Origin of the sequence: Streptomyces sp. GQFP (assembly GCF_021545335.1) — a bacterium.
Taxonomy (GTDB): Bacteria; Actinomycetota; Actinomycetes; order Streptomycetales; family Streptomycetaceae; genus Streptomyces.
In genome coordinates this window covers 7937051-7950154 of sequence record NZ_CP089312.1, presented here as the reverse complement: position 1 = coordinate 7950154, position 13104 = coordinate 7937051, and the positions used below count along the sequence as shown (strand labels likewise).

10 protein-coding genes, 1 tRNA gene and 1 pseudogene are annotated in these 13104 nt (G+C 69.8%); 6 read left to right on the top strand and 6 right to left on the bottom strand.

From position 1 onward, the window contains the following. Nucleotides 1–193 precede the first annotated feature (193 nt). Nucleotides 194–2179 carry a ricin-type beta-trefoil lectin domain protein gene (locus LUX31_RS35880; protein ID WP_235479468.1) on the top strand — a complete coding sequence of 662 codons (1986 nt, stop codon included), beginning with the start codon at nt 194–196 and terminating at the stop codon, nt 2177–2179. A 95-nt stretch (nt 2180–2274) separates the two neighbouring features. Here the strand turns inward: LUX31_RS35880 and LUX31_RS35875 are convergent, their stop codons facing one another. Then, nucleotides 2275–2517, bottom strand: a complete 243-nt coding sequence (locus tag LUX31_RS35875) for a DUF2277 domain-containing protein (RefSeq protein ID WP_235479467.1) — start codon at nt 2515–2517, stop codon at nt 2275–2277. A 28-nt stretch (nt 2518–2545) separates the two neighbouring features. On the opposite strand from LUX31_RS35875, the pseudogene LUX31_RS35870 reads away from it, so the two are divergent. Together LUX31_RS35870 and LUX31_RS35865 are read left to right on the top strand one after the other, a co-directional pair. Further along, nucleotides 2546–2800: pseudogene (locus LUX31_RS35870) on the top strand (ketopantoate reductase family protein); the annotation flags it as partial. 121 nt (nt 2801–2921) lie between these two features. Then, nucleotides 2922–3275, top strand: a complete 354-nt coding sequence (locus LUX31_RS35865) for a hypothetical protein (protein WP_235479466.1) — start codon at nt 2922–2924, stop codon at nt 3273–3275. Nucleotides 3276–3296: 21 nt separating this feature from the next. Here the strand turns inward: LUX31_RS35865 and LUX31_RS35860 are convergent, their stop codons facing one another. Beyond that, entirely contained in the window at nt 3297–4847 is a 1551-nt protein-coding gene (locus tag LUX31_RS35860; RefSeq protein ID WP_235480178.1) for a serine/threonine-protein kinase, read from the bottom strand. Nucleotides 4848–5005: 158 nt separating this feature from the next. Continuing rightward, a tRNA-Val gene (locus LUX31_RS35855) sits at nt 5006–5080 on the bottom strand. Nucleotides 5081–5302: 222 nt separating this feature from the next. Here LUX31_RS35855 and LUX31_RS35850 point away from each other — a divergent pair. Further along, a complete protein-coding gene (locus LUX31_RS35850) occupies nt 5303–6082 on the top strand; it encodes a DUF4097 family beta strand repeat-containing protein (RefSeq protein WP_235479465.1) in 780 nt (259 codons plus the stop codon). Between the two features lie 133 nt (nt 6083–6215). Then, on the top strand, nt 6216–7667 hold the full coding sequence (locus LUX31_RS35845; protein ID WP_235479464.1) for a hypothetical protein: 1452 nt from the start codon (nt 6216–6218) through the stop codon (nt 7665–7667). Between the two features lie 68 nt (nt 7668–7735). Here LUX31_RS35845 and LUX31_RS35840 read toward each other — a convergent pair whose 3' ends face one another. The 3 genes from LUX31_RS35840 to LUX31_RS35830 form a co-directional block, all read right to left on the bottom strand. Further along, on the bottom strand, nt 7736–8938 hold the full coding sequence (locus tag LUX31_RS35840) for an amidase domain-containing protein (protein WP_235479463.1): 1203 nt from the start codon (nt 8936–8938) through the stop codon (nt 7736–7738). 126 nt (nt 8939–9064) lie between these two features. Further along, nucleotides 9065–10366, bottom strand: coding sequence for a hypothetical protein (locus LUX31_RS35835; RefSeq protein WP_235479462.1), 1302 nt, complete (start codon nt 10364–10366; stop codon nt 9065–9067). Nucleotides 10367–10406: 40 nt separating this feature from the next. Beyond that, entirely contained in the window at nt 10407–12446 is a 2040-nt protein-coding gene (locus LUX31_RS35830) for a transglycosylase domain-containing protein (protein ID WP_443046032.1), read from the bottom strand. A gap of 176 nt (nt 12447–12622) precedes the next feature. Between LUX31_RS35830 and LUX31_RS35825 the strand changes: the two genes are divergently transcribed. Then, nucleotides 12623–12841, top strand: a complete 219-nt coding sequence (locus LUX31_RS35825) for an FmdB family zinc ribbon protein (RefSeq protein WP_235479460.1) — start codon at nt 12623–12625, stop codon at nt 12839–12841. Nucleotides 12842–13104 lie beyond the last annotated feature (263 nt).

The following is a 13104-nucleotide window of genomic DNA, read 5'->3' as shown; positions in this document are numbered from 1 at the left end:
GACCCGCACCCGCCCCACAACAGAACCCCCACCCCCTCAGGCGCCCCAACCCCCGCCCCAATTCCCCCGGTTGGACAACCCACTTCTGCCACAACCGTTGACTTCACCCTCCCCCCGCTCTAATTTCAGCGCGCCCCCTCGTTCGGTTCGCCGATCACAGTTCGAAATACCGACCAAACCCCTCGGGAGCCGCATGTACCCCCCGCCACGCTCATCCCTCTTCAGACGCACAGCAATCCGCGCCCTGGCCCTGGCAACAGCCGCAGCCGCAGCCCTCGTCTTCGCCCAACCCCACGCCGAAGATGCCCCCACCCTCGACAACACCACCCCCGTCGCCGCCTCCACCCGCCAGATCCCGGTCCCCACCGCCCCCATGGGCTGGGCCTCCTGGAACAGCTTCGCGTCGGTCATCGACCACAACGTGATCAAGGGCCAGGTCGACGCGTTCGTCGCCGCCGGCCTGCCCGAGGCCGGCTACGACTACATCAACATCGACGAGGGCTGGTGGCAGGGCACCCGGGACAGTGCCGGCAACATCACCGTCGACGAGTCCGAGTGGCCCGGCGGCATGAGCGCCATCGCCGACTACATCCACAGCAAGGGCCTCAAGGCCGGTATCTACACGGACGCAGGCAAGGACGGCTGCGGCTACTACTACCCGACGGGCCGCCCCGCCGCCCCGGGCAGCGGCAGCGAGGGCCACTACGCCCAGGACATGCTCCAGTTCTCCCAGTGGGGCTTCGACTTCGTGAAGGTCGACTGGTGCGGCGGTAACGCCGAGGGCCTCGACGCGGCGACGACGTACAAGGCGATCAGCGACGCGGTGGCCACCGCCTCCGCCACGACCGGGCGCCCGCTCACCCTCTCCATCTGCAACTGGGGCTACCAGAACACCTGGAACTGGGCCCCGGGCCTCGCCCCCATGTACCGGACCAGCACCGACATCATCTTCTGGGGCAACAGCCCCTCGATGTCGAACATGCTGTCCAACTACGACCAGGGCCTGCACCCCACCGCCCAGCACACCGGCTACTACAACGACCCGGACATGCTGATGGTCGGCATGACGGGCCTCACCGCCGCCCAGAACCGCACCCACATGGCGCTGTGGGCCATCTCAGGCGCCCCGCTGCTGGCCGGCAACAACCTCTCGACGATGACCGCCGAGTCCGCCGCGATCCTCAAGAACCCCGAGGTCATCGCCGTGGACCAGGACCCGCGCGGCCTCCAGGGCGTCAAGGTCGCCGAGGACGTCTCGGGCGCGCAGGTGTACGGGAAGGTGCTGTCCGGCACCGGCAAGCGTGCCACCGTGCTCCTCAACCGCACCTCCTCCACCCAGAACATCACCGTCCGCTGGGCCGACCTGGGCCTGACGAGCGCGTCCGCGACCGTCCGTGACCTGTGGAGCCGTACGAACATCGGCTCGTACGCCACCAGCTACACCGCCAGTGTCCCGGCCGGCGGCTCGGTCATGCTCTCGATCACCGGCGGCACGGAGGCGGCGACCACCGCGTACGAGCCCAACTCCGCCGGCAGTTACACGGCCGTGAACGCGGCGAACACCGGTCTCGCGGTCGCCGACTTCACGTACACGAACAACACGAGCACCGCCCGCACGGCGACCCTCAAGGTCAACGGCCAGACCTCGACCACGGTGTCCTTCCCGCCGACCGGCTCGACCCCGGGCACGATCTCCGTCCAGGTCTCCCTCTCCAAGGGCGCCGCCAACACGCTCGCCGTCACGAACGGCCCGACCCTGGGCACGCTGACCGTCCAGCCGGTGCCCGGTACGAACGGCAACCTGGTCGTCGGCACCCAGTCGAGCCGCTGCCTGGACATCCACAACAACACGATCACCAACGGCACCCAGGCCGCGCTGTGGGACTGCAACGGCGGCCGCAACCAGGCCTGGACGTACACCTCACGCAAGGAACTCGTGGTGTACGGCAACAAGTGCCTGGACGCCTACGACAACGGCACGGCCAACGGCACCAAGGTCATCATCTGGGACTGCCACGGCGGCAACAACCAGAAGTGGAACGTCAACAGCGACGGCACGATCACCAACGTCAACGCGGGCCTGTGCCTGGATGCGTATGGCGCGGGCACGGCCAACGGTACGCAGATGGTGCTGTGGGCCTGTGGCACTGGGGACAACCAGAAGTGGACCTTGAGCTGATGGCTCCGCCGGTTGGGCAGTCTTTTGGCTGCCGGCCGGTGGGGGCTTGTCGCGCGGTTCCCCGCGCCCCTTAAAGACGGCCCGTCGCCGCGTCCTCAGGACGCGCGGCGGGCTGCCGTCGCACCACCCCCACCCCGGACCTCGATCCCGGCAAGGAGTTCGGCCGTGGCCGCCGCGATCGTGTCGACGGCGTGTTCGAAGACCTCGCGGTTGTGGGCGGCCGGGGTGCGGAAGCCGGAGACCTTGCGGACGTACTGGAGGGCGGCGGCCCTGATCTCGTCCTCGGTGGCTTCCTCGGGGATGACGGGCGGGCGAAGGGTCTTGATACTGCGGCACATGCCTCCAGTCTCGCGCGTACCGCGACGAACGACCGCCCTGATCGAGGAGACGGCGGCAGTGAGCCTGGCCTCCGGCGGGCCCTCGGACCCCGCCCAGGCCCTGGCCCGCTACGACGACTTCGCCCCGGCCACCAGGTCGTCGATGCAGCGCGACGCCGAGGCGGGCCGCCCGCTGGAGCTGGACGCGATCGGCGGAGCCCTGCTCCGCGCGGCCGAACGGTACGGCGTGGACGTACCGGTGGCGACGCGGGTGGTGCGGGAGCTGGGGGCCGGGACCCTCTGACCGACCGCCGTTCGCAGGAGACCAACCGCCTCCTCGTGAAACCGACCCGTCCGAGTGAAGGAGCGAAGGAAGTCCCCGAAGGAACTCGCATCCCAAAATCGAACAGGCGTACCATTGCCGCGTGGCGACGACCTATGACTTCCCGAGTGACCTCCTGGCGGGCCAGGAGGAGCTGCATCAGGTCCGGGCCGAGCTGTCGACCCTGCTGAAGCGGCTCCCCTGGTCGGTCGAGCCGCTGGACGGTTTCAGTGACACCGGCGGCTGGCGCAAGGTGGAGCGCCCCGCGTCACCGGGCTGGACGGCCGACGAACAGGCCGAGGTGGAGAAACTGCGGCGCCGGGAGCACGAGCTGGCGGTGTTCGTGAGCGGCCACCGTTTCTGGGCCGAGGTCACGGGACCGGACCGGGTGGACGCACGCACGCGGCTCAAGCACGCGCACGAGGAGAGGGAAGACCGCGAAGAGCGCGGCGAGTGACCCTCAGGGGGTGAGTGATCCTCAGGAGGTGGTGCGGAAACCTTCCCGCACCCGGTCGAAGACCGGCCGGTAGGTGTCCCACTGCTTCTCGGGCGCGGAGACGTAGATGTCGTACTCCCGGCCGCCCTCCTGCCCGAAACCGAGATTGATGCCGTGGAAGACACGCGCCCGACCCTCGAAGGTGAACTCCCAGATGGCGCCCTTCTGGCCCCGGTACGTCGTGCGCTGCATGTAGAGCTTGCGGTACTTGTCCCCGGGATAGTTGAGCTTCGTGTTCGCCTCGATGTCCTTGAAGTGCGCCAGGGCGTCGCCCGCGGGGTCCACGATGCCTATGGTGATGCTGGCCAGCCTGGTCTCGTCGATGTAGACCACCCCGCCGGACGTCCGCTTGCTCAGCGTCCAGCCGTCCGGCACCGGGAAGGCGACGCCGAGCGCCTTCTCCGTGACCAGGTGGTAGCCGTCGGGGACGGGCGAGGGGGCGTACGTCGAGGTGGGACTCGTCGCCGAGCCCGCGCTCCGCGTGCCGTCGTCGCCGGGCGAGTTCAGGTAGTAGAGGCCGCCCGCCGTGGCCCCGGCGACCAGGATCACCGCGACCGCGCTCCAGAGGACGGTGCGACGCCCGCGCCCCTTGCGGGGCTGTACAGGGGCCGCCTTCCCGGTGCCGGTCCGCCTCCGGGTGCCGCCGGTGCGGTCGGGATCCGCGCCCCGTCCCGGTATCGACATCGGACCGGACGCCGTCCACGCGCGCGGCTCCGTGTCCTCGGTGACCGCCCGCAGCGCCAGTTCCGTCTCCTCCGCCGAGGGCCGCTCGGCCGGGTCCTTGGCCAGCAGGGCCGTGATCAGCGGCTCCAGCGGTCCGGCCTGCTTCATCGGCTCCACGGGCGCGGTGACGATGGAGTACGCCGTCTCGACCGGCGTCAGCCTGCGGAACGGCGGCTGCCCTTCCACCGCCTGGTAGAGGGTCGCGCCGAGCGCCCAGAGGTCGGAGGCGGGGCCGGGAGAGTCGCCCTGGATGCGCTCCGGCGCCATGTAGTCGATGGAGCCGACGATCTCGCCGGTCCGGGTGAGGGTGCTGGTCCCGGTCGCCGTGGCGATGCCGAAGTCGGTGAGGACGACCCGGCCGCCCTCGGTGAGCAGGACGTTGCCCGGCTTGACGTCACGGTGCAGTACGCCAGCCTCGTGAGCGGCCCGCAGGGCGCCGACCATGCCCCGGCCGACCCGGGCTGCCTCCTCGGGCGAAACGGTTCCGCCGCTCTTGAGCAGAGCGCCCAGCGTGGTGGAATGGACATACTCCATGACAATGCAGGGCAACCCGTCGTCCTCGACGACGTCATGGACGACGACCACGTTCGGGTGCGCGATCCGGGCGGCGCTCTGCGCCTCGCGGCGGGTGCGCTCGTACATCAGGGCCAGCTCGTCGTCGGCGAACCGCGAGTCCTCGTGCAGCCGCTTGAGCGCGACCCGGCGGTTGAGCATCTCGTCGGCGGCCAGCCAGACCGTGCCCATGCCGCCCCGGCCGATCTGCTCGGTCAGCCGGTACCGCCCGGCGATGAGCCGTCCCTCGTCCGACACGTGCGACACGGCAACCCCTCTGATCCCACCGGCACTGCCGCTCACGATAACCGGCGGGTGCACGGGGCCGATCCGAAGGTCGTGTTCACCACACTCGCCGCACGAAGCCGTACGAAGAGGCCCCCCGGCGGAACCGCCGGGGGGCCTCTTACTGATCCTGGTGGGCGCGGACGGTTTCGAACCGCCGACATCCGCCTTGTAAGGGCGGCGCTCTACCACTGAGCTACGCGCCCAGGACGAGTCGTCAGCCTACATTGCCCGGGGCACTGCCTCGCAAACTCGTAACCGACCCTGAGATCCCCGGGCTCGGATCCGGGGGTTTTCCCCCGTACACATCGGGGAGCGTCCCGGATGCCCCGGTGGGCGCCCGCTCCGTACGGTCGAAGGGTGTCGCAGGGCCGGCTCCACCGATCGCCGATCACCGGCCCCGCGTTCGTCTCAGGGGGAGAAGGACCATGGCCCGATCAGCAGTTCAGCGCGCCCGTGCCATCGCCGTCACCGGCGTCGTCGCCGCGCTCGTCGTCACCGCTTCGGCCTGTGCCGCCGCGGGGGACGACAAGGATCCGGAGCAGCGTTCCTTCGCCCTGCAGGGGCGCACGCTCACCGTCGACTCGAACGAGTCCGCGCTCGACATCGTCGCCGCCGACGCGAACAAGTCGGGCCGGATAGAGGTCACCCGCTGGTTCCAGGGCTCCGTGGCCCTCGGCAAGGATCCCAAGGTGTCCTGGTCCATGAAGGACGACCGGCTGGAGCTGCGGGTGAAGTGCTCGGGCGTGGTCGCCGACTGCTCCGCCAAGCACCGGATCGAGGTCCCGCGCGGGGTCTCCGTCGTCGTGCGGACCGGGGACGGGAGCGTCACCGCGCGCGGCTTCGACCGGGCTCTCGACATCCGCTCCGAGGACGGCTCCGTCACCGTCAAGGACTCCACGGGCCCGCTGAAGCTGTACACCGACGACGGTTCGATCCGCGCCGTCGATGTGCGCTCCCGGCAGGTGCGGGCGCACTCCGAGGACGGCTCGGTGCGGCTCGAACTGGCCTCCGTACCGGACCTGGTCGAGTCGAGCAGCGACGACGGCTCGCTCACGATCGAGCTGCCCCAGGAGACGTACCGCGTGACGGCGGACTCCGACGACGGCTCCGTGAAGGTGTCCGTGCCGCACGACAAGCGCAGTACGCATGTGGTGTCCGCGAAGACGCAGAACGGGAGCATACGGGTGCGGGCCGCAGGCGAGTAGGCCTCGCGGTGGCCCGGTGCGCACCCCGGTGTACGACCGGGTACGCGCAGCGCGAACCGACCGGGCCGTGTGTTCGTCCTCAACCGGTGGGAGAATGAACCGGGCAGGGCAGATCACAGCACGGGAGAGGGATGTGACGGCGACCACTTCTGAGCCGTACACGCCGATTGCGCCGCTTGCGTCACGCGCGCACCAGTCGCCCCACCCGCCGGAGAACGCCGCACCGCACCGCCCGCCCGAGGCCCGCCGCTCCGGTGTGCGCGCCGCCGCCCGGGACGCGCTGACGCTCGTACTGCTTCCGCTGCCGCTGCTGCTCGCGCTGCCCGCCGCCTTCGCCGGTGGTGGTACGCGGCGGTGGTTCGGCGGGCGGGCCGAGAGCCAGCGTGCCGAGGCGCAGGCCGCGAAGGACGCCGCTGCCGCTGCCTTCTACGAACTGGACACCGCCCAGCGGGATCTGCGGATCTCGATAGAGACCATCAAGGCCGTCGACGCCACCCCCGCCGCCCGGCGTGCGGTCGCCGACTTCGAGGGGCTCGGGCACCGGATCGACGAGGCCAGCGGGCAGTACATCACCGCCATCGACGCACACGATCTCGACCGCGACGACCTGGAGGCCTCGGCCGCGAACCAGGCCCGTGCCGAGCTGACCCGGGCCAAGGAGGAGCTGGGGCGGGTCAAGCAGGACCTGGACCGCTTCACGGACGGGCTCGGGCCGCTGCTCGGCAAGGCCGAGACCCAGCTGGCCCGGCTCGCGCCCTCCGTGGAGCGCGCCCGCCAGTCCCTGCTGGCCGCGTCGAACGCCCTGGACGCGGTACGGGGATCGGGGCTGCGGGCGGACGACCTGGCCGCCCGGCTCGCCGCCCTCGGGCCCGAGCTGACGCGGCTCAACCAGGGCGCGGGGCAGCATGGCGTACCGGACACGCTGGAGCGGGCCGACCGGGTCGCGCGGGAGGCGGAGACGGTACGGGCGGAGGCGGAGCGGCTGCCGGAGCGGGCGGCCGAGATCGACCACCGGCTGGTGTCGCTGCGTACCCGTGCCGAGGCGCTGACCACCCGGTCCGGGCAGGTGGAGCCGGTGCTGAGCGAGCTGCGTCGGCGGTTCTCGGCGGCGTGCTGGCAGGACCTCCAGCACGTACCGGATCAGGCCACGGACCACGTACGGCAGGCCGAGGCCAAGCTGAAGGAGGCGCAGACCGCGCGGGACGCCCAGCGCTGGCCGGACGCGACGGCGCTGCTGTCGACGGTGCGGGCCCTGCTGAACACCACCGACGAGGCGGTGTCGGCGGCCGGGGAGCGGCTGCGGCGGCTGAACGCCGTACAGAAGGACCCGCAGGGCGAGATCGACCGTACGCGCTTCGCGATCCGGGACGCGCAGCGGCTGGCCATGTCGGGGCGCAACACTCCGGATCCCCGGGACGCCCGCCCGCTGGACGAGTCGGTGGCCCGGCTGGAGCGGGCGATCGCCTCGCTGGAGGGCCGGCACCCCGACTACTGGCACTTCCTTACGGAGACGGAGGCCGTGCGGCAGGCGGTGGCCGGTGTGGTGACCCGGATCCGGGAGGAACGCGGGACCACCGCCCACTGAGAGCCCGCCACCCCGGCCCACGAAGTGGGAGCCGGGGCGGCGGGACCAGGGCGGCGGGACCAGGTCTGTCAGGTGCGGTAGGCGTAGTACCAGGCGTTCGGTTCCGACGCGAGGATGCTCGTCAGCGACCTGCGGTAGGTGTTGGCCGAGTGGTAGGTCAGGTACGGCACGCCCTGGGCGTCGCGGTACGTGACGATCATCGTGTGGTCCTTGGAGCCGTCCCGCTCGAAGTCCATCTGGAGGACGTCACCGACGTCCATCTGGAAGACGTTCGCGAGGCTGGTCGTGCGCTTGGAGTTCTGGGCGAACCAGGACCACTCGTTGACGCCGACGAACGAGTCCGACTGGATCTCGGCGTTGCCGAACCACTTGGTGTAGTCGTAGACGTAACCGGGGGCGTGCTTCCAGCCGCCGGCCTTCAGGGACTGGCTGACGAAGTTGGTGCAGTCGCCGCCGGCGCCGTGCCCGTTGAAGTTGGGGTAGTCGGGGTTGTAGGTGCTCCAGTACTTCTCCGCGTAGGTGGCCATGGCCTTGTAGTCGAAGGTGCCGCCCGTGAGCTTCTTGACGTTGGCCGGTGCCGGGCGGGTGGTGGCCGCTCGGGGGGCGTTGGGCATGGTGTCGTCGGCGGCGGCCACCGTGGCGACGGTGGCGGCGACCGACGGCTGGTTCACTGCCGCGCCGGCGGCCACATCCGTGCCCCGGATGCCCGTCAGCTGCCAGTCGCCGAGCGAGTCGGCGGTGAACGTCAGCCGGTGGTGGGCCTGGAAACCGGTGGTCGCCGGTTCGTCACCACGGACCTTCTCGTAGGTCAGGGTCGTGGTCTCGGTGACCTCGACCTCGGCCTTGCCGCCCTGGAGGCGGGTGCTGTCCAGAGTGACGGCGGTGTCGGCCTTGCTGTACTTCTCGCCGAGTGCGGCGAGGCGGTTCCTGCGCGCCTCCAGCGAGGACAGTGCGGCGTCCTCGCTGCGGGCCAGTGCGGCGGACAGCCGGACGTCACCGGAGAAGCCGTTGGTCAGCGGCTCCTTACGGTCGCCCTGCGCGCCGCCGACCAGCGCGTCCGTACGGTCGGTGAGGACCGCGTCGGCCAGACGCTGGAAGGTGGCCCTGGTCTGCTGGTCCACCTGCCGGCCCACTGCCGGGGCGGCGGAGCGCGCGGTCGCCGCGCTCGCGCTTCCGGCCGGCAGCAGTGCCGCTCCCACGGCGGCCGAGGCAGCCGCCGCGACGACTATCGCGGCACGGCCGCGCGTACGGCCCATGTTCCTTGAGTTCACGAATGTTTCCCCTCTTGCCCGGCAATGGGGGATGCCGGGTCGTGGAATTTTTGCATGCCCTGTGGAGGTCCCGTGAACGGGGATACCCTTTGAACTCCCTTTACTTATAAGGAAGTTGACGAACCGTCACTTCACAACCGTCGACCAGTCCGGCGACTGCGCCGGGTCCAGGCCGCGCAGCCGCTCCAGCGTCGCCGGGGTCTGGACGTCGAGCCAGTCGGCGAGTTCCTTGAAGGAGACGCACTTGACGTCCGCCTTCGTGCACATGGTCGCCATGACCTCGTCGACGGCCTTCATGTAGATGCCGCCGTTCCACTCCTCGAAGTGGTTGCCGATGAACAGCGGGGCGCGGCTGCCGTAGTACACGCGGTCGAAGCCGGCCATGTAGGCGTCGACGGTCTCCTGCTGCCACTGCGGGTAGTTGGCCGGGGCGCCGTCGGTCTCGCCGTCGGACTGGTTGTAGAGGAAGTTGAAGTCCATGGAGAGGCCCTGGTAGTCGCCGCCCTCGTACGGGAGCATCTGCAGCGGGAAGTCCCAGATGCCGTTCTTCTTCGCCGGCCAGATCTGGAAGTCACCGGCGGAACTGGCGTCGTAGCGCCAGCCGTAGCTCTCGGCGGCCTTCAGCAGGTTCGCCTGACCCTCCAGACAGGGCGCGCGCCCGCCGGTGACCTCCTCCTTGACGTCGAACGGCAGCGGATCGAGGTCGGTGTAGCCGGTGTTGGTCTTCCAGTTCTCCACGAAGGAGAAGAACTGGTCGATCTCGCTCTTCCACTCGGCGACGCTCCAGTCGCCGCCGCCCTTCTCACCGCAGAAGTGGCCGTTGAAGTGGGTGCCGATCTCGTTGCCCGCCTGCCACGCCCGACCGAGCTTGTCGAGGGTGGTGCGGATGTGGTCGTCGGTGGGGAAGCTGATCGCCGCCGAGCCCTCGGGGTGCTGCGGGGGCCGGTAGAGGTCGGCCGTGCTCTTGGGCAGCAGGTAGATGCCCGTGAGGAAGTACGTCATATGGGCGTCGTACCTCTCGGACAACTCCAGGTAGTGGGCGAAGAGTTCGTCGTCACCCGCCAGCGCGCCGTCCCAGGAGAAGACGACGAACTGGGGTGGTTTCTCACCGGGCTTGAGCGGTACCGGCTTCAACCGGCCCTGCTGCGGCCCGGTGTACGAGGTGGAACCGTCCCCCAGGACCTTGGTCCTGCCGTCCCACTTCGGTGCGCCGGTCGCCTTCGTGGGAGCTTTCACGGTTCCCCCGTGCCCCACGGTGGCGGTCGGTGCGGTGCGGTCGGTGCGGCCCAGCGTCAGATACGCGGCGGTCAGTGACGCGAGCGTCAGGGACGCGACGGTCAGGAACGCCGCGATGCGCGGGCGGCTGGTGGTGGGGGTGGGGGGAGGCGTTGCCGGGGCCTTGCGACGGCGGCCCGACGGTTGTCTCATGTGCTGCTCATTTCGAGGGGGGTGGGGGCCCCGCCGGTGGTCAGCCGAGCGGGCCCATTGCACCTGACCAGATGTCGTACGGAACGCTGTCGTCGGCGGTGCCTGCGAGGCCCTTCAACGGCAGCGGTTCGAGGCTCTTGGCCAGGTCGATGCGGTAGACGACGACGGCCGTGGACACGAACTCGTGCGTGCCGACGTACCAGGAGGCGGTGTCGTCCGGTGTGGTGCCCGCCTTCCCGGCCACCTTCGCGTCGGCGGACGCGGCGGCGGTGGGGTGGGCGGTGCGGAAGGCGTCGGTGAGCGCCGAGGCGACCTCCGCGGCCACGTCGGCGCCGATCGCGCGGGTCGGGGTGGGGGTGTCCAGGGGGACGCCGATGCCGTTGCGGGTGACCTTGCGCACCGAGTACGGCTCGGTGCGCAAGCCGCCGGCGACGAAGGTCGTGTAGCCGCCGGCCATCCGGATCGCGCTGGGCGTGGAGGTGCCCATCGACAGCGCGGGCACCTGCGCCCCGATGCTGGAGGGCAGCAGCCCGGCGGCCTCGGCGGTCGTACGGACGTTGTCCAGTCCGGTGTCCATGCCGAGCTGCATGAACGGCGTGTTCACCGACAGCTCCAGCGCCCGGTGCAGGGAGATCTGGCCGTAGGACAGGTCGCCGTCGTTGCTGGCGGCCACCTTCTTGCCGCTGCGGTCCCAGTAGGGGCCCTCGGGGGTGGTCACCGGCACGTCGTCGTTCCCGTCGTACAGGGACTCCCCGGTGACACGTGTCGCTTCGTCGTCCCGGCTCTTGTGGACGCCGTGCTCCAGGCCGGCGGCGTACACGAACGGCAGGAAGGCCGAACCGGCGGGCACGGTGGTCGAGTTGGACTCGTTGTAGCCCTGCGTACGGTGGTCGGGGCCGCCGTGGACCGCGAGGATCCGTCCGTCGGCGGCGACCGAGGCGGCACCGTAGTGCGCGGTCTTCGCCGCGTCCGGGTCGTCCTTGACGGCCTGCGCGCGGGCCTTGGTCACGGCATCGGCGAGCTTGCGCTCCCGGGTGCGGTCGAAGGTCGTGTACACCTGAAAGCCCCCGAGGTCGAAGTCCTTGTCGGAGATCCCCCCGGCCTTCTTGGCGTACTGCGAGGCCACTTCCACCAGGTAGTCGGTCTGCTCACCGGTGTCGTACAGCGGGTTGCTCTTCAGCGGCTCCGGGAACTTCGTGTACGTGGCCCGCTCGGCCTTCGTCAGCCTGCCGATGTCGACCATCCGGTCGAGGGTCCAGGACCAGCGCTCGACGGCGCGGGCACGGTTGGCGCTGCTCAGGGTCGGGTCGTAGAGTCCGGCGCCCTTGAGGAGGGAGGCGAGGAACGCGCCCTCACCGGCGTCGAGTTCGCTGACGTCCTTGCCGTAGTAGGCCTGGGCGGCGCGCTGGATGCCGTAGCAGCCACGGCCGAACCAGCTGGTGTTGAGGTAGCCCTCCAGGATGTCGTCCTTGCTCATCCGGTTGTCGAGCTTGAGGGCGATCATCGCCTCGGTGAACTTCCGGCCGACCGTCTGGTCCTGGCTGAGGTAGACGTTCTTGACGTACTGCTGGGTGATCGTGGATCCGCCCTGGGTGTCACCCTGGCCGACGGTACGGAATAGGGCGCGGCTGATGCCCTTGACGGAAATGCCGGAATCACTGTAAAAACTCGCGTTCTCGGCGGCGAGCACAGCCCAGCGGACGTCCTCGGGTATTTCGTTCAACGGCATAGCCTGCCGCTGGACCCACCCAGTACGGGCCATAGGAGTCCCATCGGCCCAGAAGTACACATTGTCCTGCTGGGTGGCGTACGAGTTGAGGTTGTCGGGAATGTCGGTGGCCGCGTAGGCGATACCTAGGAGCAGCGCACTCAGCCCCACGGACGCGACCGCGCCACCCAGCCACTGCCGCCAGGACGGAATCCAGCGCCGCCAGCCGGTACGGCCCGGCCGGGGATACTTCGGCGAAGGAAGAGAAAACCGTCGGGCAGCTTTACGAGCCAATCGGGCTTTACGTCTGCTTCCCGGAACGGATATCCGCAATTGCAGAGTGGCGTCCGATTCACCCGATTCCTGAGTCACCGCACACCTCTCGACACTCCCCGAAAACCCCGAATTCCCCGGCCTCACGGCTCATCGCGGCGCACACAAATTATCAGCGATCTTCGCAGGTTCTCCACATGGGGAATGAACAAAAAGGATCACGATCGGAACCACCGGGCTCCGCACGGCGAGCAATTGGGGACTAACCTGTCCGCATGCCTCGCTACGAGTACCGCTGCCGCACCTGCGGCGACACCTTCGAACTCAGCCGCCCGATGGCCGAGTCGGCCGCCCCCGCGGACTGCCCCTCCGGCCACGACGACACGGTGAAGCTCCTGTCGACGGTGGCAGTCGGAGGCTCGGCCTCCGCACCGGCACCGCGCGCGAGCGGCGGAGGAGGCGGCGGTTGCTGCGGCGGAGGCTGCTGCAGCTGAAACCCAGCCCCCTGGGGACCTTCAGGGTCCCTTCAGGTCGGCTTCCCTAGCGTGGCCGTATGACGATGACGACAGCCACGCCGGGCGCTCCCCACGGGACAGATGAGCCTGCTCGCCACGCTGCTCTGGACCACGGCCGGGGCGGTCCTGGTCTTCGTGGCTGTGCGGAGGCGCCCCAAAGGGGCGCGGGGCTGTATCGATATGCGGCTCCGCCGCGGGGCGCGACCAGCCACGACGGTGCAGCAGCCACCCGACAACCCCTA